Origin of the sequence: Variovorax nivicola, assembly GCF_051216475.1 — a bacterium.
GTDB lineage: Bacteria > Pseudomonadota > Gammaproteobacteria > Burkholderiales > Burkholderiaceae_C > Variovorax.
The window spans coordinates 174,234-196,773 of the sequence record NZ_JBPJZK010000001.1; the positions used below are offsets into that span (position 1 = coordinate 174,234).

The 22,540-nt window shown below is 66.3% G+C and carries 20 protein-coding genes; 13 read left to right on the forward strand and 7 right to left on the reverse strand.

The window, feature by feature from the left end:
- From ACSFBF_RS00795 to ACSFBF_RS00850, 12 genes are all read left to right on the forward strand, one after another.
- Nucleotides 1-795, forward strand: coding sequence for an aspartate dehydrogenase (locus ACSFBF_RS00795; RefSeq protein WP_435465866.1), 795 nt, complete (start codon nucleotides 1-3; stop codon nucleotides 793-795).
- 8 nt (nucleotides 796-803) lie between these two features.
- Complete coding sequence (locus ACSFBF_RS00800) at nucleotides 804-2,279, forward strand: aldehyde dehydrogenase (RefSeq protein ID WP_435464468.1); 1,476 nt, start codon at nucleotides 804-806, stop codon at nucleotides 2,277-2,279.
- Between the two features lie 13 nt (nucleotides 2,280-2,292).
- A complete protein-coding gene (locus ACSFBF_RS00805; RefSeq protein ID WP_435464470.1) occupies nucleotides 2,293-3,264 on the forward strand; it encodes a VOC family protein in 972 nt (323 codons plus the stop codon).
- A 23-nt stretch (nucleotides 3,265-3,287) separates the two neighbouring features.
- Nucleotides 3,288-4,283, forward strand: a complete 996-nt coding sequence (locus ACSFBF_RS00810) for a Bug family tripartite tricarboxylate transporter substrate binding protein (RefSeq protein WP_435464472.1) — start codon at nucleotides 3,288-3,290, stop codon at nucleotides 4,281-4,283.
- Nucleotides 4,284-4,310: 27 nt separating this feature from the next.
- Nucleotides 4,311-5,468: an FAD-dependent monooxygenase gene (locus ACSFBF_RS00815; RefSeq protein ID WP_435464474.1), complete on the forward strand. Its 1,158-nt coding sequence runs from the start codon at nucleotides 4,311-4,313 to the stop codon at nucleotides 5,466-5,468.
- Nucleotides 5,469-5,509: 41 nt separating this feature from the next.
- Complete coding sequence (locus tag ACSFBF_RS00820; protein WP_435464475.1) at nucleotides 5,510-5,734, forward strand: recombinase-like helix-turn-helix domain-containing protein; 225 nt, start codon at nucleotides 5,510-5,512, stop codon at nucleotides 5,732-5,734.
- A 12-nt stretch (nucleotides 5,735-5,746) separates the two neighbouring features.
- Nucleotides 5,747-6,784, forward strand: coding sequence for a Rieske 2Fe-2S domain-containing protein (locus tag ACSFBF_RS00825; RefSeq protein ID WP_435464476.1), 1,038 nt, complete (start codon nucleotides 5,747-5,749; stop codon nucleotides 6,782-6,784).
- An 18-nt stretch (nucleotides 6,785-6,802) separates the two neighbouring features.
- Nucleotides 6,803-7,771 (forward strand): PDR/VanB family oxidoreductase, encoded by a 969-nt coding sequence (locus tag ACSFBF_RS00830; protein ID WP_435464477.1) that lies wholly within the window; start codon nucleotides 6,803-6,805, stop codon nucleotides 7,769-7,771.
- Between the two features lie 43 nt (nucleotides 7,772-7,814).
- The gene (locus ACSFBF_RS00835; RefSeq protein WP_435464479.1) at nucleotides 7,815-8,921 is read left to right on the forward strand and encodes a porin; all 1,107 of its coding nucleotides are present in this window, start codon (nucleotides 7,815-7,817) and stop codon (nucleotides 8,919-8,921) included.
- A gap of 43 nt (nucleotides 8,922-8,964) precedes the next feature.
- Complete coding sequence (locus ACSFBF_RS00840) at nucleotides 8,965-10,299, forward strand: MFS transporter (RefSeq protein WP_435464480.1); 1,335 nt, start codon at nucleotides 8,965-8,967, stop codon at nucleotides 10,297-10,299.
- A gap of 654 nt (nucleotides 10,300-10,953) precedes the next feature.
- On the forward strand, nucleotides 10,954-13,191 hold the full coding sequence (locus ACSFBF_RS00845) for a M1 family metallopeptidase (protein WP_435464482.1): 2,238 nt from the start codon (nucleotides 10,954-10,956) through the stop codon (nucleotides 13,189-13,191).
- A gap of 69 nt (nucleotides 13,192-13,260) precedes the next feature.
- Nucleotides 13,261-13,686, forward strand: a complete 426-nt coding sequence (locus tag ACSFBF_RS00850) for a hypothetical protein (RefSeq protein ID WP_435464483.1) — start codon at nucleotides 13,261-13,263, stop codon at nucleotides 13,684-13,686.
- Between the two features lie 20 nt (nucleotides 13,687-13,706).
- On the opposite strand, the gene ACSFBF_RS00855 is transcribed toward ACSFBF_RS00850, so the two are convergent.
- From ACSFBF_RS00855 to ACSFBF_RS00870, 4 genes are all read right to left on the reverse strand, one after another.
- The gene (locus ACSFBF_RS00855) at nucleotides 13,707-14,441 is read right to left on the reverse strand and encodes a transporter substrate-binding domain-containing protein (protein ID WP_435464484.1); all 735 of its coding nucleotides are present in this window, start codon (nucleotides 14,439-14,441) and stop codon (nucleotides 13,707-13,709) included.
- A gap of 42 nt (nucleotides 14,442-14,483) precedes the next feature.
- Complete coding sequence (locus ACSFBF_RS00860) at nucleotides 14,484-15,296, reverse strand: substrate-binding domain-containing protein (protein WP_435465868.1); 813 nt, start codon at nucleotides 15,294-15,296, stop codon at nucleotides 14,484-14,486.
- A 96-nt stretch (nucleotides 15,297-15,392) separates the two neighbouring features.
- Nucleotides 15,393-15,593, reverse strand: coding sequence for a type II toxin-antitoxin system antitoxin (locus ACSFBF_RS00865; RefSeq protein WP_435464485.1), 201 nt, complete (start codon nucleotides 15,591-15,593; stop codon nucleotides 15,393-15,395).
- 24 nt (nucleotides 15,594-15,617) lie between these two features.
- Nucleotides 15,618-16,514 (reverse strand): SPFH domain-containing protein, encoded by an 897-nt coding sequence (locus ACSFBF_RS00870; protein ID WP_435464486.1) that lies wholly within the window; start codon nucleotides 16,512-16,514, stop codon nucleotides 15,618-15,620.
- Nucleotides 16,515-16,716: 202 nt separating this feature from the next.
- Between ACSFBF_RS00870 and ACSFBF_RS00875 the strand changes: the two genes are divergently transcribed.
- Nucleotides 16,717-17,202, forward strand: a complete 486-nt coding sequence (locus ACSFBF_RS00875; RefSeq protein ID WP_435464488.1) for a Spy/CpxP family protein refolding chaperone — start codon at nucleotides 16,717-16,719, stop codon at nucleotides 17,200-17,202.
- Nucleotides 17,203-17,226: 24 nt separating this feature from the next.
- On the opposite strand, the gene ACSFBF_RS00880 is transcribed toward ACSFBF_RS00875, so the two are convergent.
- The 3 genes from ACSFBF_RS00880 to ACSFBF_RS00890 all read right to left on the reverse strand — a co-directional run bounded on the left by ACSFBF_RS00880 (nucleotide 17,227) and on the right by ACSFBF_RS00890 (nucleotide 22,360).
- The gene (locus ACSFBF_RS00880) at nucleotides 17,227-17,997 is read right to left on the reverse strand and encodes a TIGR04325 family methyltransferase (RefSeq protein WP_435464489.1); all 771 of its coding nucleotides are present in this window, start codon (nucleotides 17,995-17,997) and stop codon (nucleotides 17,227-17,229) included.
- Nucleotides 17,998-18,087: 90 nt separating this feature from the next.
- A complete protein-coding gene (locus ACSFBF_RS00885) occupies nucleotides 18,088-18,987 on the reverse strand; it encodes a response regulator (RefSeq protein WP_435464491.1) in 900 nt (299 codons plus the stop codon).
- Nucleotides 18,965-22,360, reverse strand: coding sequence for a hybrid sensor histidine kinase/response regulator (locus tag ACSFBF_RS00890; protein WP_435464492.1), 3,396 nt, complete (start codon nucleotides 22,358-22,360; stop codon nucleotides 18,965-18,967). Before ACSFBF_RS00890 ends, ACSFBF_RS00885 begins: the two co-directional genes overlap by 23 nt.
- Nucleotides 22,361-22,540 lie beyond the last annotated feature (180 nt).

Genomic DNA, 22,540 nt, shown 5'->3' on the forward strand with positions numbered 1-22,540 from the left:
TTGCCCGCATTGCGTATTGCTCTCGTAGGCTGCGGTGCCATCGGCACCTCGGTGCTCGAACTGCTCAAGGGCGATGCCGCCCTGGCTGTGGTTGCCATCGTCGTGCCCGCCGAAGGCGTGGCAGCGGCGCAGAAGGTTGCGCCGGGCGTGCGGGTTGCCAGCAGCGTGCCTGCCGATGGCATCGACCTCGTGGTCGAGACGGCCGGCCATGCCGCCATCGAAGAGCATGTGCTGCCCGCGCTGGCACGCGGCACGCCCTGCGTGGTCGCTTCGGTCGGCGCATTGTCGGCAGCAGGCTTCGCCGAAAAGCTCGAAGCCGCAGCCATCGCCGGCAAGACGCAGGTGCAGCTGATTCCCGGCGCCATCGGCGCCATCGATGCACTCGCCGCAGCCCGCATCGGTGGCCTCGACAGCGTGCGCTACACCGGCCGCAAGCCGCCGCAGGCATGGAAGCGCACGCCGGCAGAGCAGGGCCGCGACCTCGATGCGCTGGTGCAGCCCACCGTGATCTTCGAAGGCAGCGCGCGCGAAGCGGCCTTGCTCTATCCGAAGAACGCCAACGTCGCAGCCACCGTCTCGCTCGCGGGGCTCGGGCTCGACAAGACACTGGTGCGGCTGATTGCCGACCCCACCACCACCGAGAACGTGCACACCGTCGAAGCCGAAGGCGCCTTCGGCAGCTTCGAGCTGACCATGCGCAACAAGCCGCTCGCGGCCAACCCCAAGACATCCGCGCTCACCGTGTACAGCGCCGTGCGTGCGCTGCGCAACCGCGTCGCGGCGCTCGCCATCTGAGTCACCCTATGATTTCTTCCGAACTCCTTCCGATCTGCATTGCCGGCGAATGGCGCCTGGGCGGCGGCGACGTCTACGAAAGCCTGTACCCCGCAACGGGCGAACCCATCGCACGCCTGAAGGCCGCGAGCCTCGCCGACGTCGAGGAGGCCATCACCCGTGCCGACCACGCGTTCCGCACCAGCGGCTGGGCCCAGCGCCTGCCGCACGAGCGCGCCGCCGTGCTGCACCGCGTGGCGCAGCTGATCCGCGAAGAGAGCGAATCGCTCGCGCAGAAGCAGCGCCTGGACAACGGCAAGCCGATCAACGAAACACGCAACCTCGTGGCCAGCGCTGCGGGCACCTTCCAGTTCTTCGCTGCCGCACTGGAAACGCTGGAAGAAACCATCACGCCGTCGCGCGGCGCCTTCGTCACGATGAGCGTGCACGAGCCCATGGGCGTGGTCGCGGCCATCACGCCGTGGAACTCGCCGATTGCGAGCGAGGCGCAGAAGCTCGCGCCCGCGCTGGCTGCAGGCAACGCGGTGGTCGTCAAGCCCGCCGAAGTCACCCCACTGATGGCGCTGGAGCTGGCGCGCATCTGCGAGCAGGCGGGCGTGCCGAAGGGCATCGTCAGCGTGCTGCCAGGCAAGGGCTCGGTGATTGGCGACGCGATCACCAAGCATCCGCTGGTCAAGCGCGTTTCGTTCACCGGCGGCACCACCACCGGCAAGCACATCGCGCACATCGCGGCCGACAAGATGATGCCGGTGTCGCTCGAGCTCGGCGGCAAGTCGCCGACCATGGTGCTCGACGACGCGGACCTCGACCATGCGGTGAGCGGTGTGCTGTACGGCATCTTCAGTTCGTCGGGCGAGTCGTGCATTGCGGGCTCGCGGTTGTTCGTGGCGCGTGGCATCTACGACGAGTTCCTCACGCGCCTGGCCGAAGGCGCCAATGCCCTGCGCGTGGGCGACCCAGCTTCGGAGCGCACTCAGATGGGCCCGCTCATTACGTCGAAGCACCGCGAAGGCATCGAGCGCTACGTGGACCTCGGCGTGTCCGAAGGCGGCAGGATTCGCACGGGCGGCGTACGCCCGCATGGTGATGGCTATGACCGGGGCTACTTCTACAAGCCGACCATCATCGAAGGCCTGGACAACAGCGCCCGCATCAGCCAGGAAGAAATCTTCGGCCCGGTGCTGGTCGCCATGCCTTTCGACAACGAGGAAGAGCTGATCGCGCAGGCCAACGACAGCATCTACGCATTGGCTGCCGGCGTGTGGAGCCGCGACTTCAAGCGCGCCTGGAAGCTCGGCCGCGCCGTGCAGGCCGGCACGGTCTGGGTCAACACCTACAAGCAGTTCTCCGTGTCCACGCCCTTCGGCGGCTGGCGCGACAGCGGCCTGGGCCGCGAGAAGGGCCGCGAAGGCATCTTCCAGTACATGGAGCAGAAGAGCATGTACTGGGGCACCAACGAACAACCGCTCCCGTGGGCGAACTGAAGAGGAGCACACGATGAGCGTACTTGGCATCGACCAGATCACCTACGGCGCGGACGACCTGCCCGCATGCCGCCAGTTCTTCGAGGACTGGGGCCTCGCACTCAAGTCGGAAGCCGCCGACGAACTCGTCTTCGAATGCCTCAACGGCTGCAAGGTAGTCGTCGCGGCGTTGGACAAGCCGGGCCTGCCGCCCGCGATGGAAGAGGGCCCGACGCTGCGCGAAGTGGTGTGGGGCGTGGACAGCGATGCGGATCTCGACCGCTACGCCGCCGCCATCGCGCAAGACCCGGCCTTCTTCGACAGCACGATCGACGGCGCACGCCGCATCGGCTGCATCGACCCCAATGGCCTGGCCGTGCGCCTGCAGGTCAGCCGCAGGCGCGCGGTGGAAGTCGATTGCGCCGCCATGAACACCTGGAATGCCAAGCCGCGCATCAACCAGGCCGCACCGATCTACGAACGTGCGACACCCATCGAAGTCGGCCACGTCGTGTTCTTCGTGAGCGACGTGAAGGTCACCAGCGCGTTCTACGCACAGCGCTTCGGCTTCGTGGCGTCCGACAGCTACCCGAACCGCGGCGCCTTCATGCGCTGCGCAGCAGAGGGCGGCCACCACGACCTGTTCCTGCTGCAGATCCCCTCGGGCAAGCGCGGGCTGAACCATGTGGCCTTCACCGTGCGCGATATCCACGAGGTGTTCGGCGGCGGCCTGCACTTCTCGCGCCGCGGCTGGGAAACGCAACTGGGCCCGGGCCGCCACCCGGTGTCGTCCGCGTACTTCTGGTACTTCAAGAACCCGGCGGGCGGCCTCATCGAGTACTACGCCGATGAAGACCAGCTTACGGCCGAATGGCAGCCGCGCGAGTTCGAGCCGGGCCCGACGGTGTTCGCCGAATGGGCGGTGGATGGGGGCCTCGATGGCAACACGCGCCGCCAGAAGAACGCGGAAGGCCCGAAGGGCGCTTTCCTGACCGAAAAGAAATGAATCCCCTGATTCCCTCGACCCTCATGCAACGACGTTTCTCCTTCTCCGTTCTGTTCGCCGCGCTGGCAGCTTTCACGCTCGCCGCCCCCGTGCACGCGCAGCAGAGCGAGGCCCAGAAGCAGCTCGCCAGCGAGCGCTTCACCATCATTTCGCCGTTCCCGCCCGGCGGCCCGGTCGACATGCTGGCCCGCGTGCTTTCCGATGGTCTTGCCAAGCGCTATGGACAGGCGGCAGTGGTCGACAACCAGGTGGGCGCGGCCGGCAACATCGGCATGGAGAAGGTCAAGCGCGCCAAGGGCGACGGCCACACGCTGTTGGTGATCCCGGCGGGCAACGTCACCATCAACCCGACGCTGATGCCCAATTTCCCGTTCGACATGGCGAAGGACTTCGTGCCGATCACCATGCTGGCCAAGGCGCCCAATGTGCTGGTGGCGTCGCCCGCATCGGGCATCAAGAGTGCGAAGGATCTGGTGGCGCAGGCCAAGGCCAAGCCCGGCACGCTGTCTTATGCCTCGCCCGGCGTGGGCAGCGGCTTGCACCTGGCGGGCGAACTGTTCAAGCAGCAGGCCGGCATCGACATGCTGCACGTGCCCTACAAGGGCACGCCGCCCGCGCTCAACGACGTGCTCGGCGGCTCGGTGCCGCTGATGTTCAGCAACCTGCCCGCGACGCTGCCTTTCCTGAAGCAGGGCAAGTTGGTCGCCATCGGCATCACGGAGGCCAAGCGCAGCCCCGCCGCACCCGACATCCCGACGCTGGCGGAGCAGGGCATCCAGGGCGTGACCGTGACCTCGTGGTACGGCCTCATGGCGCCCAAGGGCACGCCGCCCGCCGTGGTCGAGCAACTGGCGAAGGACGCGGCCGAGATCCTGTCGCAGCCCGATGTGCGCGAGCGCCTGAAAGTGCAGGGCATGACCGACGCGGCCATGAAGCCCGCCGAGTTCGCTGCCTACATCCGCGATGAGACGGCCACGTGGGCCAGGATCATCAAGGCCCGCAACATCGTTGCCGAGTAAGCCGGCCGCACGCGCAAGGAAGCTCCCATGAAGACAAGCGAATCCACCATCGGCATCGTCGGCGCCGGCATCGGCGGCCTCGTGGCTGCCATTGCGCTGCGGCGCGCGGGCCACGACGTGATCGTGTTCGAGCAGGCCAAGCAGTTCGCCCGCGTCGGCGCAGACATCAACCTCACGCCCAATGCCGTGCGCGCGCTCGACGGCCTCGGCGTGGGCGAGGCGGCCCGCGTGACGGCGGCGCGCCCGTCGCACCGCATCAGCCGCACCTACGACACGGGCGAAGAGACCTCGCGCCTGGAAATGGCCGACTCGGCCGAGCAGCGCTATGGCGCGCCGCAGCTCACTATCCACCGCGCCGACCTGCTGGCCGCGCTGGCAGACATGTTCCCGGCGGAGCAGGTCGCGCTCGGCAAGCGCGCGGAAAGCATCGCGGCGGACGACAAGGGCGTGAGCATCTCGTTCACCGACGGCACCAGCGCCCGCGTCGGCGCGCTGATCGGCGCCGACGGCATCCACTCGTGCGTGCGCACCGCGATGTTCGGCGCGGAGAGCCCGCGCTTCACCGGCATCGTGGCGTACCGCGCCGTGGTGCCTGCAGAGCGCGTGGCCGGCGTGCCCAACCTCGGCGCCTTCACCAAGTGGTGGGGCCCCAACCCGCAGAGCCAGATCGTCACGTTCCCGCTCAACCGCGGCAAGGACATCTTCATCTTCGCCACCACGCCGCAGGACACCTGGCACCTCGAATCGTGGACCGCGCCGGGCAGCGTCGACGAGCTGCGCGAGCAGTACGTGGCCTACCACCCCGAGGCGCGCGCCTTGCTCGACGCCTGCGACACGGTGCTGAAGACCGCGCTGTACGAGCGCGACCCGATGCCCGCCTGGGCGCAAGGCCGCATGGCGCTGCTGGGCGATGCCGCGCACCCGATGCTGCCCTTCATGGCACAGGGCGCGGGCATGGCCATCGAAGACGCGGTGGTGCTTTCGCGTCACCTCGAAGGCGTGGCCATGGCCGACATTCCCGCTGCGCTGCAAGGCTTCGAGAAGGCGCGCATCGAACGCGCCGGCCAGGTGCAGCTCGGCTCGCGCGGCAACAACTGGCTGCGCGAAGGCGGCAATGCCGACTGGGTCTACGGTTACGACGCCTGGACCGCGCCGCTCGCAACCCCGGCCATGGCCGCCGCCTGATTCATTTCACCTCGCTTCACCTCACCCCACGGAGGCTCACGATGCAACCCCAAGACCGATACCTGCAACCGCACCAGGCGCGCCAGCGCCCCGCGACCACCTACGAAGACCTGCTGGGCGATGTGATCGAGCGCGCCTTCGGCGATGGCATCCATGACCTCGCCGGGCTTGTGCAGCGGCTCAACGACAGCGGCCTCGCCACGCCGGGCGGCCAACAGTGGACCGAGGCGCTGTACCGCAAGGAAATGGCCGCGCTGGCCGCCTGAGGAGACCCCACCATGACCATCGCCATCCAACCCGTTCCCGCCGATCCGGTCGATCATCTTCTGGAGATCGGCCTGAAGGACCTCTGGTATCCGATCTGCCCCTCGCACTTCATCAAGGAGAACCCCATCTCCCTGCGCCGCCTCGGCCGCAAGATCGCGCTGTGGCGCGACGGCGAAGGCGTGCTGCATGCGCTGGAAGACCGCTGCCCGCATCGCGGCGCGCCACTGTCGCAGGGCGTGGTGCTGGGCGACAGGCTCTCGTGTCCGTATCACGGCGTTGAGGTGCGGCATGACGGCGTCGTCACGCGCGTGCCCGGCAGCCCCGGCTGCAAGCTCGAAGGCTCCAAGGCCACGCGGGCCTTCCACGTGCAGGAGCGCGCGGGCGCGGTGTTTCTCTACAACTCGAAAGAGCCAGTCGACATTCCGCCGCCGCTGCTGCTGCCCGAGCAACTGACCGACGACGCCGAGTATTCGAGCTTCCTCTGCTACACCGAGTGGAAGGGCGACTACCGCTACGTGCTCGACAACGTGATGGACCCGATGCACGGCACCTACCTGCACAAGCAGTCGCATTCGATGGCCGAGGGCGATTCGAGCGCGAAGTTCGGCATTCGCCCGACCGACATCGGCTTCGTGTTCGAGAAGGAAGGCCAGCGCAACGTCAACTTCGACTGGACCGAGTGGGCCGACACCGGCATCCACTGGATGCGCCTCGAGATTCCGTACCCCAAGACCGGTGGCCCCGGCGGCAACTTCATCATCATCGGCGCGTTCTCGCCGATCGTGAAGGGCATGACGGCCACCTTCTTCTGGCGCGTGCGCAAGCTGCAGCCGGGCTGGCAGCGCGACACCTGGCGCTTTCTCTACAAGAACCGGCTGGAAGCGCGCCACTGGCACGTGCTGGAGCAAGACCGCGTGATGCTCGAAGAGATGGAAGCCGACGCCAACCAGCACGAGAACCTGTACCAGCACGACCTTGGCATCGTTCGCCTGCGCCGCCACATGCGCAATCTGGCGCAGGCTCAGCTGGCGGAAGCCGCAACAGCCTGATCGGGAGCGAGCTTCGCCATGTCTTCCCCAACGCTGAACGCCCTCGTGCACACCATGCGCTACGAGGCCGACGGCATCGTGAGCGTCGAGTTCAGGCCGGCCACGCCAGCCGTGGATTTCCCTGCCTTCGAGGCCGGCTCCCACATCGACCTGCACCTGCCCAACGGGCTGGTGCGCAGCTACTCGCTGTGCAACCCTTCGAGCGACCGCCAGCGCTACGTGGTGGGCGTGCTCAACGACCGCAAGAGTCGCGGCGGCTCGCGCTACGTGCACCAGCAGCTGCGCGTGGGCATGACGCTGCCCATCTCGGCGCCGCGCAACAACTTCAAGCTGGAAGAGGGCGCCGAACGCTCGGTGCTCGTGGCCGGTGGCATCGGCGTGACGCCCATCTGGTGCATGCTGCAGCGGCTGGTGGCCATCGGCGAGCCGGTCGAGATCCTGTACTGCGCGCGCACCCGCAAGGAAGCGGCCTTCTGCGATGCCATCGAAGCGCTCGCGAAGGAAAAGTCGGTGCAGCTGACCTGGCACTTCGACGACGAGAAGGGTGCGCCGCCCAACCTGGCCGAGCTGCTGTCGGGCAAGGGCGCTGCCAGCCACTACTACTGCTGCGGCCCTACGCCGATGCTCGATGCTTTCGAGAAGAGCTGCGAGCAACTGGGCTACACCAACGCGCACATCGAACGCTTCGCCGCCGTGCATGTGGAGGCGCCCAGCGCCACGCAGAGCTACGTGGTTCAGTGCGCGAAGAGCGGCAAGAGCGTCGAGGTGCCGGCGGGCAAGTCGATTCTCGACAGCCTGATCGACGCCGGACTCAACCCCGACCACAGCTGCAAGGAAGGCGTGTGCGGCGCCTGCGAAACGGCCGTGCTCGAAGGCGAGGTCGACCATCACGACGGCATCCTCACCAAGATCGAACGTGCGTCCAACAAGACCATGATGATCTGCGTCTCCCGCTGCAAGGGCGAGAGGCTGGTGCTCGACATCTGAGGCGAGACCCGCAGCCAGAGAAAAACCACCCCCTAGAAATCCAATGAAAAACTACTTGATCGCGCTGGCTGCGGCCAGCACGGCTGGCGGAGCGCTGGCCCAATCTTCCCTCACGCTCTTCGGCGTGGTCGACGCAGCCGTCACCTACACCAAGGGCAGCGGCAATGGTTCGGCCCACAAGACGCAGCTGACCAACAGCGGCAACATGTTCAGCCGCCTCGGCTTTCGCGGCACCGAAGACCTGGGCGGTGGCTACTCGGCCAACTTCTGGCTCGAGATGGGCCTGCAGAACGACAGCGGCACGGGCTTTCCGTCGAACTCCAACAACCAGGCCAGCGGCAACGGCACCGCGGGTGTGCTGAGCTTCAACCGCCGTTCTACCGTGAGCCTCGCAGGGCCGTTCGGTGAAGTGCGGCTGGGGCGCGACTATGTGCCGGCGTTCTGGAACACCGCCATCTTCGACCCCTTCGGCACGGGCGGTGGCATTGGCGCCAACCAGATCTACTTCTCGGGCCTGGGCGGCCTCGTCGCACCCACGGGCACGCGCGCCTCGAACAGCATCGGCTACCTGCTGCCCGCCAACCTTGGAGGTTTCTACGGGCAGGTGATGTACGCGATGGGCGAGAACGATTCCAACTCGGTGCTGCCGGGCACGCGGGTATCCAACGAGCATGACGGCGACCACACGGGCGCACGCTTCGGCTACCAGAGCGGCGGGCTCAACATCGCCTTGGCCACCGGCCGCACGCGCTATGCGAGCGGCGACCTGCGTGTGACGAACCTCGGCGCGTCCTACACCTTCGATGCCGCGCTCATGAACCTCAAGCTCACGAGCGAGCTGTACAAGGAGTCGAAGGGCACGACCGATGCCAAGGGCGCGCTCATCGGCCTGCAACTGCCCATCGGGCCCGGCGAGATCAAGGCCTCGTATGCGCGCTACCGGCTGGAGCCTACCGGTGCGGTGCTGAAGCCCACCTCGTCGAAGCTGGCGATCGGCTACGTGCACAACCTGTCGAAGCGCACCGCGCTGTACGCCACCATCGCGCGCATCAGCAACAGCAATGGTGCGTCGCAAGCTCTCTCGGGCGCGATCACCGCGCCGAACCGCGCCTCCAGCGGCACCGAGTTCGGCATGCGCCACATGTTCTAGGCGCACGGGGCGCGTCACCACTCCCACATCGGCAGGACAGGTCATGCAGAGCAACAGCATCAGCAGTAGCAAGAACTTTCGTTGGTACGGTGTCATCACGCTGTTCGTGATCGTCGCGATCTCCTACGTGGATCGCATCAACATCGCAGTGCTGATCACCGATGCCGCGTTCCTGGACCATGTTGGCATTGCAGCGAGCGACCGCGTGAGCCAGGGCTTCCTGGCGACGGCCTTCATGCTGGGCTATGGTGTGTCGGCCTTTGTGCTCACGCCTTTCTGCTCGGCGCTCTTCGGCGTGCGGCGCAGCCTGGTCTTTGGCCTGATCCTCTGGGGCGTGGTGACGTGGGCCTCGCCGATGTTCCACAGCTACGGCATGCTGCTGGCCTCGCGCGTCCTGCTGGGCGTGTCGGAAGGGCCGCTGTTCTCGCTGGCCTCTGCGTACATCAAGGCGCATTTCCGCAGCGATGAAAACGGCAAGCCCAATGCCTTCGTGAACATGGGCACGGGGCTGGGGCTGGCCATCGGGTATCCGCTGGTCGGCTACTTGCTCACGCAGTTTGCGTGGGACACATCGTTCCATGTGCTGGGTGTGCTGAACATCGTGCTCGGCATTCCGCTGGTGCTGGCCTTCGTGCGCATGCCGCCCGCACATGCCGATGGCGTGAAGCCTTCGTCGTTCGGCGAGGCGATGGCGCGCGTGGGCGGCATCGTGAAGGGCGCGCTGCATACGCGGCACCTGTTCCTCATCACGCTGCTGACATCGGCCGCGCTGGCTTACCTCTGGGGCAGCAGCAACTGGCTGCCGACGTATCTTCGCGAGGCGCGCGGCTTCTCGATGCGCGAGATGGGCTGGCTGGCCTCGCTGCCGCAGTACGCCACGGTGCTTGCTGTGTTCGTGGGCGGCGTGCTCATCGACAAGGTCGGGCGCGAGCGCGTGCCCTTCATCTTCATGAGCGCCAGCGCGGGCGTGGCGCTGTCGGTGCTGATGGCCATCAATGCACGCGATCCGTACGCGGCCGCATGCTGTCTTGTTGCAGCCAACTTCTTCTGGGGCCTTCAGAGCCCGGCCATTCCGAGCACGGTGCAGTACTGCTCGCGGCCCGAGCACACGGCCAGTGCGTTCGGTGTGACCAACGGCGCGGGCAGCCTCGCTGCGGGCTTCATGCCGGCGCTGATGGGCGGCGTGATCAGTGCGGTGTCGCATGTCTCGGGCACTGCGAGCACGGCCGCTGCATCGGCGGCTTCGGCCTCCGGTTTCTTCGCGGGCTTTGCGCTGTTGATCGGCACGCAGGTTGTGGTGTTCGCATGCGGCCTCTTGCTGTGGCTGCGCGACCGCACGCACGGCGCTGCAGCAGTCTCAGGTTCACAGCTTTCCTGAGCTTTTCGAAGGCTTGTACCTTCGTACTGTGGCCATGCAGTCACAGCGCATGCGGCCGATTTCTGTCATCTGCGTGAGCAGGTGTTTCGGCGCTAGAACCATCTACATATCGCACGGCATGCGCTGCATGCCATGACGCCATTCGGCCTATGGAACGCGAACATTTAGAGAGAGAAAAGTTCCGCGATTCGTTGAGCTGACTTGTTCGTTCAGCTAAAACTGGCGCACATCAATGGACGAGGGAATGCGCGTGAAACCAACGACAAGAGCCGCAGAAAGTCTTGCCATAACCGACATGGCTCGTGCCGCTTCCGCTTCGCGGAAACGCACCGCGCAGATGCGCCGGCACTGAGCGCGAGCCTTCGCACTACAAGCCCCGCGCTTGCATCCCATCACCCCGCGTCTGACGGGAATGGAACCTCTTACGCCTCGCATCCTGGGACCACCGCCTCGCACGCGGTGTGACCTTGCATGACTGTGCGGTCCTGACGAACGAAAGCGTTCGCCGGGAGGGCACTGTGTTGCCCGTTTTTCTTTCCAGATAACCCCGTTGTTCATCTCATCACCGCGCGCGTTACGCGCATCGCAGGCTATCCGCCGGGCGCATGCAGGACGGCGCATGTTTCTTCTTACCAAGAGTACTCAGAGGCGATCATGAAAAAATTCAGTACCCCCGTGGTCAATCATCTTGCCATCACCGCAGTGACCCTTGCCGTTCTGACGGCATGCGGCGGCGGTGGAGACAGTGGCGGCGCTTCGCTCGGCGGCACCGGCACCGGCCTCAGCGCACCGTCGGACTCCGTTGTTTCGGCACCCGTGTCCGACCCCACCTCGAAGACGCCCGACGACGGTGTGCCCAATGCGGCGAATGCTGCCGTTGCAGCGGTCGATCGTTCGGCCAAGCCGATGGAATTGCCCGACACCATCTGGCCCAGCAACTACAAGCTGTGGTTCCGTCCCGATGCGGCGCTCAAGACATTCGTGGGCCGTGGCGACGTGGAGATCGAAGTGCTCAAGCCGGTCGACGCCATCGTCGTTGCCGCGCACAACCTGAACTTTGCGAAGGGCCGCACCACGCTGCGCAAGGTGTCGAACCCCGGCGAGGCAATTCCGTTGATCCCCACGCCGCAGACGCTGGGCGACTTCGTGCAGCTGCGGCTGAACGACGGCCAGATCGCCAAGGGCAAGTACCTGCTGCACATGGAGTGGGACGGCAAGATCCAGTTCTCCGACGCCGAGTACTGCCCGCCCGCGGAGGTGGCGCGCAACCCGTTCTGCTCTGCTGCCACAGGCATCTTCAAGGTGGGCCTCTCGACGCCCGAGGGCGTGAGCAGCGACGCCATCGTGACGCAGGGCGAAACCAACTATGCGCGGCAGTGGTTCCCGGGCTGGGACGAACCGGCCTTCCGCCACACCTTCGAGATATCGGCCGAGGTGCCGGGCGACTGGAAGACGGTGTCGAACGGCGCGCAGACCGAAGCAACGAAGCTGCCCGATGGCTACCAGCGCGTGGCCTTCGAGAAGACGCCTTCGATGCCGATGTACCTGACCTTCTTCGGTGGCGGCAAGTTCGACATACTGGCCGACAACTTCAAGAACCCGCTCGACGGCAGCGACATGCCGCTGCGCTGGTTCACGCCACCGGGCCGCGCCGACTGGGCCAAGTTCGCGATGGAGTGGACCAAGGTGTCGATGGACTACTACTACAAGTACACCGGCATCCCGCTGCCCTTCAAGAAGTTCGACACCGTCGCGGCCAACGACAGCTACAACAACAAGCCCAACACCGGCTTCGGTGGCATGGAGAACTGGGGCTCGATCTTCGAGTTTGCCGACTCGGTGCTCACCAAGCCGGGCGACACGCCCACGCTGTATTCGGTGACGGTGGTCACGCATGAGGTGGCGCATCAGTGGTTCGGCGACCTGGTCACGCTCGACTGGTGGGACAACGTGTGGCTCAACGAGTCGTTCGCGCGCTGGTTCGAAAGGCGCACCACGATCAAGTTCCACCCCGAGTACTACAGCTTCTCCGACTACGTGCTGGACAAGCACAACGTGATCGTGGCAGACCTGAAGAATACGGCGGTGCCGGTGCAGCGCAACCTCAACGACGCGGGTTCGTTCGGCTTCATCAGCCCGTCGATCTTCGTCTACAACAAGGGCAGCCACGTGCTGGAGACCATCCAGAACTACATCGGCGAAGAGGCGATGCAAAAGGGCCTGCAGATCTACCTGAAAGACTACGCGTACGGCAACGTCACGCCTTCGCGCCTGTGGAGTTCGCTGGAGAAGGCCACCGACAAGAAGGTGAGCGACATCGGCGACAGCCTCATCCGCCAGACCGGCATTCCGCTGCTCACGGTCGATGCGCAGTGCGCGGGCAACAGCACCTACGTGAACATCACGCAGGAGTCGTTCCCCAATCAGAACGTGTACCCGGCCTCGACGTGGACCGTTCCCGTCACGCTGGCGTACGGCGATGCGATGGAAAAGCGCCAGACCTTCGTGATGTCGAACAACAGCACGCAGGTCGAGTTGCCCGGCTGCACGGCCGTGCTGGCCGGGCCGACCGGGCAGGACTACTACGTGAGCAACTACAGCGCGCAGTCGTGGAGCGCATTGCTGGCCAAGGCGCAGAGCTTTGCAAGCAACAAGCCGCTGCTGCTGAACATCGAGCGCGACGCGTTCCGGTTGCTGAGCGTGGGGCGCATCACGCAGGCTCAGTACGACCAGATCAAGGGCGTGGTCAACCTACCGGCAACGTTGCTGGCCAAGACGCAGGTGAGCCAGCAGAAGATGGCGGCGGTCGATGCTGGGGTCGAGAAGGAAGAGTACCCGCACGCGCTGCGCTTCCAGGGCAGCCTGAAGCTGCGCGAGAACGACAAGCGCTGAGCGTTGTTTGAACCGGCGCGCGCTGTCCGGCATGCGGGTGGTGCGCGCCCCATCGCACGAGGATCAATCATGAACACAGCATTGAAATGGCTGGCTGCCGGAGCATCGGCATTGCTGCTGCTGGCCGGCTGCGGCGCAAGCAACAGCAGCAGCAGCAGCGGACCCGAGGCCGAACTGGTCGGCACCTACGCCGTCAAGCAGAACGGCGCGCTCAAGGAGCTGATCAAGATAGAGAAGCAGGGCGACCGCTACGTGATGCGCGACAAGGTGCGCACGCCCGAGTGGAGCGAACCGAAGATGCAGATGAAGCCGGTGACGCGCGAGCAATGGACTCGCATCACCACCGACAAGGAGAACACCGCCTTCGTCGGCATGGCGAGCGAGCAGCTCGGCGTTTTCAAGGTGCCGGCGGGCTGGCAGAAGAACGGCTTCCAGACCTCGACGGGCTACTTCCTGTTCTATTCGCGGGGGCCGGTGGAGGCGTACAAGCTCTGACTGGATGAAGCGCCGGCGCGTCAGGCCGCGGGCGCCACGCTCGCGCCCTCGATGCGGTGGCGCTTCAGTGCATCGGCCACGAAGCCGCTGGCCTTCATTTCTTCGACGAAGGCAGCGAGCAGTGCCTGTGCTTCGGCACCGCGGCTGGCCGGCGTGCCCATGGCCTGCTGGATCACCATGAAGCGACCCGGCAGCACGCGCACGCCGGGTGCGCGCTGCGCTTCGCCTTCGAGCATCTGGCGGATGCCGGCTGCCACTTCGACTTCTCCGGAACGCAGCGCCGCGAGTGCAGGCCCTGCGCCCTGCAGGCGCACGATCTCGGCAGCCTTGATCTCGCGCGTGAGGAACAGGTCGTAGGCGCTGCCCGAACCGACCGAGATGCGATGGCCCTTCGCATCGATCTGTGCGTTGTCGGTCAGCGCCGAGGCTTCGGGCACGAGGTAACTGCCCTCGATCAGCACATAGGGCGCGGTGAACAGCAGCCCTTCGCTGCGTGCCGGGTCGATGGCGAAGAAGCCGATGTCGGCCTTCTCGTTCTTCACCGCATCGACCGAAGCCGCCGCCTTCTCGAACACCACCAGCTCGACACCCACGCCGAGCCGCCGCGCGAACTCGTGCGCCAGGTCGATTGAGACGCCGACCGGCTGGCCGCTGGCCGCGTCCTTGTTGGCCAGGATCGGGTTGCCGAGGTTGATCGAGGCGCGCAGCGTGCCGCTGGGCGCGAAAGCGAAAACGAGGGCGGGGGAGATCGTCATGGCTTGGGTCGTCGATGAAAGTTGTTGGAAATGCGTGGCAGTCTACGGCGCAGTCAGCGGCTCTAGCCCCGTCTTGGCAATGGTGGGTGCGGCAGCGGGCGAACTGAGATAGCGGATCAGCTGGCGCGCCGCATCGGGTTGTTTCGATGCGGTGGCCACGCCGGCAGAGAACACCGTCACCTGCTGAACTTCTGCCGGCAGCGGGCCGATGTAGTCGATGCCTGCGATGGGCAGCAGCTCGCTCACTTGCTGCAGGCCGAGCGCCGCGTCGCCACGTGCCACCACCGAGCCGACGCGTTCGCTCAGGATGCGCTTGCTCTTGGGCTTGACCTGGTCTTCGATGCCGAGCTTCTTGAGCAGCTCGGTCTCGTAGTAGGTGCCGCTCGCGCTGGCCGAGTAGGCGATGGAGGGCGCGGCGAGCAGCGTGCGCTTCAGTGCATCGACGGAACTGATGTCGGGCTTGGGCGCACCCTTGCGCACCGCGAAGCCGATGGCCGAGCGCACCAGGTCGACCTGGCTGCCGGGCACCACCTTGCCTTGGGCGACGAGCGCATCGAGCGCGGGGCGCGCGAGGATCACCACGTCGGCCGGCTCGTTGCGCGCGAGGCGGCTGGGGATGGAATCGTCGGCGTTGCCCATCGAGGCGCCGTATGCCGTTTTCACGGTGCGGCCGCTGCTGCGCTCGAACTCGGGGCGCAGGTCGTTGTAGGCGGCGGTGAAGCCGCCGGAGGTCATGACGTGAATGTCGCCGGTGGCGGGCTTGCTGCCGCCGAGGCCGCCGCAGCCGGCGAGTGCGAGGGCCGCAATCAGCGGAAGGGCTGCGCGGCGGGTGAAAGAGGAAAGGGGCTTCACGATGTCTCCTGGAGAAAGAGGGCGGCGGCGTGGGCGTCGCCTGCTGCCACCATCGTAGAAGCTGGGGCTGTCATTCGGCCTTCAGCAGATTCGGGGTTATCACTGAGGGGATGACGCAGGCTCGTCGGGCTTGCCGGCATCCGTGGCGGGCAGCCGTCCGCGCCTGGCCAGCCCTTCGCGCAGCAGGAACTCCACCTGCGCGTTCGCGCTTCGCAGCTCCTGCGCCGCCAGGCGTTCGATCTCGGCCCACAGGGCCGGATCGATGCGCAGGGGGTAGGATTTTTTTCCGGGACTGGCCATCGGGTGCGGATAGGGAGACGGGCTTCAGGTGTACAGCGTACCGGTGTTGACCACGGGCTGCGTCTCTCGGTCGGAGCACAGCACCACCAGCAGGTTCGACACCATCGAGGCCTTGCGCTCGTCGTCCAGCACCACGAGATTGCGCTCCGACAGGCCCTTGAGCGCTGCCTCGACCATGCCGACCGCGCCCGCCACGATCTGGTGCCGCGCACTGACGATGGCCACCGCCTGCTGGCGGCGCAGCATCACCTGCGCGATTTCGGGGGCGTAGGCGAGGTGGGTGAGCTTGGCGTCAAGCACTTCGACGCCCGCGCTGGCGAAGCGTTGGTTCAGCTCGTCCTTGAGTGCGTCGGCCACCGTGTCGAGCCCGGCGCGCAGCGTGGTTTCTTCGCTCTGCAGGTCGTCGCCGCTGTCGTAGGCATAGAGCGTGGCAAGGTGGCGGATGGCGGCTTCGGCCTGGATGGCGACGAACTTGTTGTAGTCGTCGATCTCGAACACGGCCTGCGCCGTGTCGTAGACCCTCCATACCACCGCCGCGCCAATCTCCACCGGGTTGCCGCGCTTGTCGTTCACCTTCAGCGGCGGCGTGTTGAGGTTGCGCGCGCGCAGCGATATCTTCTGGCCGCTTTGCAGCGGGTTGGTCCAGCGCAGGCCCTCGGTGCGGTCGGTGCCCTGGTACTCGCCGAACAGCGTGAGGATGATGCCCTCGTTGGGCTGCAGCATGTAGAGGCCCGGAATCAGCACGAGGCCGATCACGATCAGCAGAATGCTCATGGGCAGCGGCATCAGGCGCTGCACGATCGCCCATGCGCCGACGACGATCAGCAGCAGCACCACGGCCGACACGCCGTAGCCGTTGATCGACCGGTAGGGGCGCTCCTTGCGGACCTGGCGCGGTGTTGTGGGGGTCTTCTCTTGCATGTAGCCTCCGTTAAAAGTGATATCACTTTAATATCTTTTTGAAGGCCGTCAAGATGTTTTTGACGCCGATGGAAGCTCGATCCAAAAGTAAAGACGGCCTGCTTTACCCCGGGTTTACGGGCTCGCAACGCCCGGGACAGCCGCTGCGCCTGAAATGCGCGGTGGTCCTTCGAGGGCCTGGCATCCGAAGGAACCCGCAATGATGATGAATCGACCCCTGCAACGCTTCGCGCTCGCCGCAGCCCTTGTCGCCGTGAGCGGCCATTGCTTTGCGCAATTCGGCGGTGGCGGTGGCATGGGCGGTGGAAACCGGCGCGGCACGCGGCCCGACAGCACGACGAGCCCGCGCACAGGCGATGGCCTGTCCACGCCGGCAACCGCTGCGGCCAAGATCCGCGACAAGCTCTATGACCTGCGCGTGCAACTCATGATCACGCCCGAGCAGTCCCAGCTGTGGGACCGTTTCTCCGATGCGGTGTGGGATATGGCCAGCCGCGCCGGTATGACTGCCGCGGCGCCACCAGACGATCTGACCGCCGTGCAGTTCGCACAGCAGCGCGCCGCGCAGGCGCAAGACCGTGCCCGGCACTTGCAGGCGGTGAACGATGCGCTGTCGAAGCTCTACGACGCAATGACGCCCGAGCAGCGCCACATTGCCGACCAGAACCTGCCGGCCGTCATTCCCTGACCGGGCTTATGCATCAGCAGGCGATCAGGTGATGAGGTCGAAGCAGCAGCCCGCGTAGTACGGCTTGTCCCCGCCGTCGACGAAGGGCACCTCGATCGGCTTGCCCTCGTTGCGCCACACGTCCCGCTTCCTGTAGCCCGAGCGCGCGAGATCGGCCAGCAGCTCATCGTGGTGCTGGATGCGGTACGGGCACACGGCCACGCCGATGCTGTTGAGCGTGTAGATCGTGCGCTCGGGGTGCACGGCCGTGGTGTTCATGATGATGCGTCTGGGCTTCACGGCGAGTGCGGAAAGAATCGCGTCCATGCGGGTCGGCAGATACTGCAGGCTGCCCGACACATACAGCACGTCGCAGCCGCTCGCATCGCGGTAGTCGGTGGTGAAGCCAAGCTGCTCGGTCGCTTCGCGCTTGACGGCCATCGCGCGGCCGCTCTCGACCACGCCGGGCACGTCGCATACTGTCCAGCGCAGCGTGTCGGGGTAGCTCAGCACGCGCCGGAAGGCGTAGTACTTGATGCCGACGTGCCCGCCCAGGTCGAACACGCGCGTCAGGCCCGCATCGATGGAGCGGCCCAGCCAGAAGAGGCCGGGGTAGTCGTAGAAATAGATCTGCGGGCTGTAGAGCTCGCCCGCGTCGGCATTGGCGTAGCCAACGGCCTTGCTGGGCGGCGCTCCGGCCTCGGCCGCTGCGAAGCTCTCGAACGAACCCATGAAGAGGTTCTCGTCCGTGTTGTTCAGGAACTTGCGCCTGTACGCACTTTCGCGGGGAGGAAACTGCAGAAGGCTTGAAAGCATCTATTTCTCCGGTGGCACGCCCATTCTGGGTGCAACCAGGGCATTCGGGAGCTATAGCCCAGTGCCGTTGGGGCAGTTACCCCATGGGGGTTACATACCGCTCGCCAGCGCCGCAGCCGCGGCCCGCGTTTCCACACCCAGCTTCTCGAAGATGTGCTCCAGGTGCTTGTTCACCGTGCGCGGGCTGGTGCCCAGGATCTCGCCGATGTCGCGGTTGGTCTTGCCCTTGGCGAGCCATGACAGCACCTCGGTCTCGCGCGGCGTGAGTGCGGCGTCGGCTAGGCGGGCCGCCGGCCCTTCGCGCTGAATGGCGAAGAGCAGCATCGTCTCGCCGAGCGCTGCCGCGCCGAGGTTGCGCACCGACAGCCGCATGCCCGTGGCGGTGCCTATGGCAATGGCCGCGCCCGGCGCCAGCGCCGGTTCCAGCGATGCGGGCAGCAGGCCCGGCGCCACCGGGTCTTCCAGCGCATGCAGCCACAGCGCGGCCTGCGGTGAGCGCCACGCGATGCGCCCGCGCGTGTCGACGAACACCACGCCCATGCCGGCCACGTCGACAGCGTCGCGCGCCATGCGCGTGATGCGCGCGTTGCGCGCGTGCGTGTGCAGCCGCGCCAGCACCTCCTGCGCGCGGATCGGCTTCACCACGTAGTCGACGCCGCCGCATTCGAAGCCCTCGACCACGTGCGAGGTTTCCGACAGTCCCGTCATGAACAGCACCGGTATGTGCGCCCACGCCGGGTTGGCCTTAATGCGTCTGCATGTCTCGAAGCCCGAGAGGCCGGGCATCAGGCCGTCGAGCAAGATTGCGTCGGGCACCACCAGTTCGAGCCGCTGCAGCGCGGCCTCGCCGTCGGCCGCCACCAGCACGGTGTAGCCGCTGGCCTCCAGCGTATCGCACAGCATGCCGAGGCTGCTGGGCGCGTCGTCCACTACCAGCACCACGGGGCGTTCGGATGATGATGACGATTCAGGGGGCGAGGGTGTCTGCATCTTCGGCCAGTGCGTTGCGGAGGTTGTCGAGTTCGAAGCGCGTGACCATGCCGCGCAGCCAGGTGCAGGTCGTTGCCGCTGCGGGCGAGGCGGCTGCCAGCCGGTCGAGCGCCGTATGCAGGCCGCGCACGTGGCCCATCTGCACGAGGCGCATGAGTTCGGCGCGGTCGTCTTCCGACAGGGCGAGCTGGCGCGGGCGCTGGGGCGTGTCTTCTGCAGCGGTGGGCGGCAATGCGTCGCTGCCCGACAGCCATTCGAGGCCAAGGTGCTGCTCCAGCGTGGCGATCAACGCCGACTCGATCACCGGCTTGCCCACAAAGGCCTGGCAGTCCGCCGCGTGCAGCCGCTCGCTCTGGTTCTCGAACATGTTGGCCGAGACGATGATGATCGGGATGTCGCGAAAGCCCGAGGCGCGCACCGACGCGGCGGTCTGCCAGCCGTCCATGTCGTCCATCGTCAGGTCGAGCAGGATGGCCGAGGGCAACTCCTCGCGCAGGCTGTCGAGGCACTCGGTGCCGCTTGCGGCCTCGCGCACCTCGAAGCCCAGCGGGGCGAGCATGCCGGCGAGCATCTGGCGCTGCACGGGCTGGTCGTCCACCACCAGAAGCGTGCGGCGCGCGCCGACGTAGCCCGACACGGGCTGCCGCAGCGCGCCCGCCTTGCTGGCCTGCGGGCCGGGGTCGGCCACTTCGCGCAGGTACACGCGCACGCTGAATGTGCTGCCTTGCGAAGAGGTCGAGGCCAGCTTGAGCTCGCCGCCCATCAGCGAAGTGAGCAGCCCGGTGATCGTGAGGCCCAGCCCCGTGCCGGGCTCGCCGCGGCGGCGGCCCGCCGCACCGCGCTCGAAGGGCAGGAAGATGCGCTGATGGTCCTGTGCCGCCACGCCGATGCCGGTGTCGACTACGTCGAAGCGCAGCACCTCGCGCCGCGCATCCACATGCAGCGTGACGGTGCCGCTGTCGGTGAAGCGCACTGCATTCGTCAGCAGGTTGATGAGAATCTGCCGCAGCCACTTCGCATCGGCATGCACCCATGGCGGCAACTGCCCGGCGTGCGTGAAGACGAAGGCCAGGCCCTTGTTCTCTGCCTGCGGCCGCACCATGTGCACGAGTTGGTCCAGAAAGGCCGGCAGCGCGAGCGGCGCGGGCTCCAGCTGCAGCCGGCCGGCCTCGATGCGCGCCAGGTCGAGCAGGCCGTCGATCAGGCCCAGCATGTGCTCGCCGCTGCGGTGAATGGTCTGCACCGCCTCGCGCGGCGGCGTCACGGCGTCGCCCTTGAGCAGGATCTGCGAGTAGCCCAGGATGCTGTTGAGCGGCGTGCGCAGCTCGTGCGTCATGCCCGCCACATAGCGCGTCTTGGCCTGGTTCGCGGCCTCGGCGGCTTCCTTGGCGGTCTGCAGTGCGGCATCGGTGCGGCGGTGTGCCTCGATCTCAAGCGCAAGCAGGTTGTTGTGGCGGTTCGATTCTTCCTGCGCCATCTGCCGGCTCTCGCTGCCCAGCACCACCCACCACGCGGCCACCGCGGCCACGACGGAAAGCAGCGCGAATACTTTGAGAAAGGCAGTGGCCATGACCGAATCGCTGGTGCCCGCCAGCGCCTCCTGCGCATAGACCACGCCGACCACGGTAGCCAGCAACGCAATGAGCGAGGCGGCTATCAGCAGGTAGTGCGCCACGCGGAAGTTCAGCCGCGCAGAGAGCGCCGGCGGCAGCAGCGCCTGCAGCCAGCCGCTCATCTGCTCGGCCGCACGCGAGTTTGTCTTGCAGCGGTCGTGGCAGCGCGATTCGAGCGTGCAGCACAGCGAGCAGATCGGCGCGCTGTAGGCCGGGCAGTGCGCCATGTCTTCCGACTCGAAGCTGTTGTCGCATACCGAGCACTTCACGCTCTGGCCCGGCGTCCAGCGGTCGATGTCGTTGCGCGCGAGGTAGTAGCGCCCGCGCGTACGCCATGCCAGCAGCGGCGACACGGCCATGGCCGTTACCAGTGCGATGAAGGGCGAGAAGGCGCGGGCCCAATGCCCCAGCACGCCCGAGTAGGCAAGCATGGCCAGCGCAGCTGCCACCAGCATCGCCATCAGCCCCACCGGGTTGATGTCGTACAGGTGCGCGCGCTTGAACTCGATGGTCTTCGGGCTCCAGCCCAGCGGCTTGTTGATGACCAGGTCGGCCACCAGCGCGCCGACCCAGGCGATGGCGATGTTGCTGTAGAAGCCCAGCACGTGCTCCAGCGCCGCGAACACGCCCAGCGCCATCAGCAATATCGCGATGACCACGTTGAACACCAGCCACACCACGCGCCCCGGGTGGCTGTGCGTGAGCCGCGCGAAAAAGTTCGACCATGCGAGCGAACCCGCATAGGCGTTCGTCAGGTTGATCTTCATCTGCGAGATCACCACGAACAGCACCGTGATGCCCAGCACCCAGGCCGGATCGCGCAGCACGTACGAAAAGCCCGTGAGGTACATCTGCGTGGGCTCGATCGCGTGGTTGGCCGGAATCTCGTGCTGCAGCGCCAGGAAGGCCAGGAACGCGCCGCCCATCATCTTCAGCATGCCCGGCACGATCCAGCCCGGTCCGGCAATGAGCACCGCGGTCCACCAGCGAGTGCGGTTGGCGGCGGTCTTCTCGGGCAAAAAGCGCAGGTAGTCGACCTGCTCGCCGATCTGCACCACCAGCGAGAAGGCCACCGTGGCGGCGGCGCCGAACATCAGCGGATCGAAGCCGCTGCTGTCCGAGGTGCGGCCGACAAGGCTGGTGAAGTCGGCGTACAGCTCGGGCTTTTTCACCAGCACTGCGATAAAGGGGCAGACGAACAGCACGATCCAGATCGGCTGCGTCCACAGCTGCAGCCCCGATATGAGCGTGATGCCCCGCGCCACCAGAGGAATGATGACGATCGACGACACCATGTACAGCAGCCACAGCGGCCAGTCGAGGTACATCTGCAGCGCCAGCGCGAGGATGGCCGCCTCCAGCGCGAAGAAGATGAAGGTGAAGCTCGCGTAGATCAGCGAGGTGAGCGTGGAGCCCAGGTAGCCGAAGCCCGCGCCGCGCGTGAGCAGGTCCATGTCCACGCCGTGGCGCGCCGCGTAGTAGGAGATGGGCAGGCCGGTGAGGAAGGTGATTAGCCCGACGACAAGGATCGCCCACAGCGCGTTCGAGAAGCCGTAGCTCAGCGCGATGGCCCCGCCGATGGCCTCCAGCGCCAGGAACGAGGTGGCGCCGAAAGCCGCGTTGGCCACGCGGAACTCCGACCACTTGCGAAAGCTGCGCGGCGTGTAGCGCAGCGCGTAGTCCTCCAGCGTCTCGTTCGCGACCCAGGCGTTGTAGTCGCGGCGGATGCGAAAGATCTTCTGTCCGGAGACGGATTGCATGGCGGGTTCTCGCGGCGGCGGTGGCATGGGGCAGGTACAGCAAGAAGCGCTCCCTGTGACTCTCTTCCACCGATGTCTGGCTCGGGAGTCTGCGGGTGGGGCGGGTTCCCGCCGCTACGTTGAATGACGTATTCGCGCAAACCCGGGTGATTTCTAAAGTACCAGCCATGGTGCTCGGGG

Bases quoted from the DNA above. Each gene is read 5' to 3' on its own strand.
- ACSFBF_RS00870 (WP_435464486.1), bottom strand. From the start codon at position 16,514: ATGCAAGAGAAGACCCCCACAACACCGCGCCAGGTCCGCAAGGAGCGC.
- ACSFBF_RS00805 (WP_435464470.1), top strand. From the start codon at position 2,293: ATGAGCGTACTTGGCATCGACCAGATCACCTACGGCGCGGACGACCTG.
- ACSFBF_RS00875 (WP_435464488.1), top strand. From the start codon at position 16,717: ATGATGAATCGACCCCTGCAACGCTTCGCGCTCGCCGCAGCCCTTGTC.
- ACSFBF_RS00880 (WP_435464489.1), bottom strand. From the start codon at position 17,997: ATGCTTTCAAGCCTTCTGCAGTTTCCTCCCCGCGAAAGTGCGTACAGG.
- ACSFBF_RS00855 (WP_435464484.1), bottom strand. From the start codon at position 14,441: ATGACGATCTCCCCCGCCCTCGTTTTCGCTTTCGCGCCCAGCGGCACG.
- ACSFBF_RS00865 (WP_435464485.1), bottom strand. From the start codon at position 15,593: ATGGCCAGTCCCGGAAAAAAATCCTACCCCCTGCGCATCGATCCGGCC.
- ACSFBF_RS00885 (WP_435464491.1), bottom strand. From the start codon at position 18,987: ATGCAGACACCCTCGCCCCCTGAATCGTCATCATCATCCGAACGCCCC.
- ACSFBF_RS00815 (WP_435464474.1), top strand. From the start codon at position 4,311: ATGAAGACAAGCGAATCCACCATCGGCATCGTCGGCGCCGGCATCGGC.
- ACSFBF_RS00845 (WP_435464482.1), top strand. From the start codon at position 10,954: ATGAAAAAATTCAGTACCCCCGTGGTCAATCATCTTGCCATCACCGCA.
- ACSFBF_RS00800 (WP_435464468.1), top strand. From the start codon at position 804: ATGATTTCTTCCGAACTCCTTCCGATCTGCATTGCCGGCGAATGGCGC.
- ACSFBF_RS00850 (WP_435464483.1), top strand. From the start codon at position 13,261: ATGAACACAGCATTGAAATGGCTGGCTGCCGGAGCATCGGCATTGCTG.
- ACSFBF_RS00835 (WP_435464479.1), top strand. From the start codon at position 7,815: ATGAAAAACTACTTGATCGCGCTGGCTGCGGCCAGCACGGCTGGCGGA.
- ACSFBF_RS00820 (WP_435464475.1), top strand. From the start codon at position 5,510: ATGCAACCCCAAGACCGATACCTGCAACCGCACCAGGCGCGCCAGCGC.
- ACSFBF_RS00840 (WP_435464480.1), top strand. From the start codon at position 8,965: ATGCAGAGCAACAGCATCAGCAGTAGCAAGAACTTTCGTTGGTACGGT.
- ACSFBF_RS00825 (WP_435464476.1), top strand. From the start codon at position 5,747: ATGACCATCGCCATCCAACCCGTTCCCGCCGATCCGGTCGATCATCTT.
- ACSFBF_RS00810 (WP_435464472.1), top strand. From the start codon at position 3,288: ATGCAACGACGTTTCTCCTTCTCCGTTCTGTTCGCCGCGCTGGCAGCT.
- ACSFBF_RS00890 (WP_435464492.1), bottom strand. From the start codon at position 22,360: ATGCAATCCGTCTCCGGACAGAAGATCTTTCGCATCCGCCGCGACTAC.
- ACSFBF_RS00830 (WP_435464477.1), top strand. From the start codon at position 6,803: ATGTCTTCCCCAACGCTGAACGCCCTCGTGCACACCATGCGCTACGAG.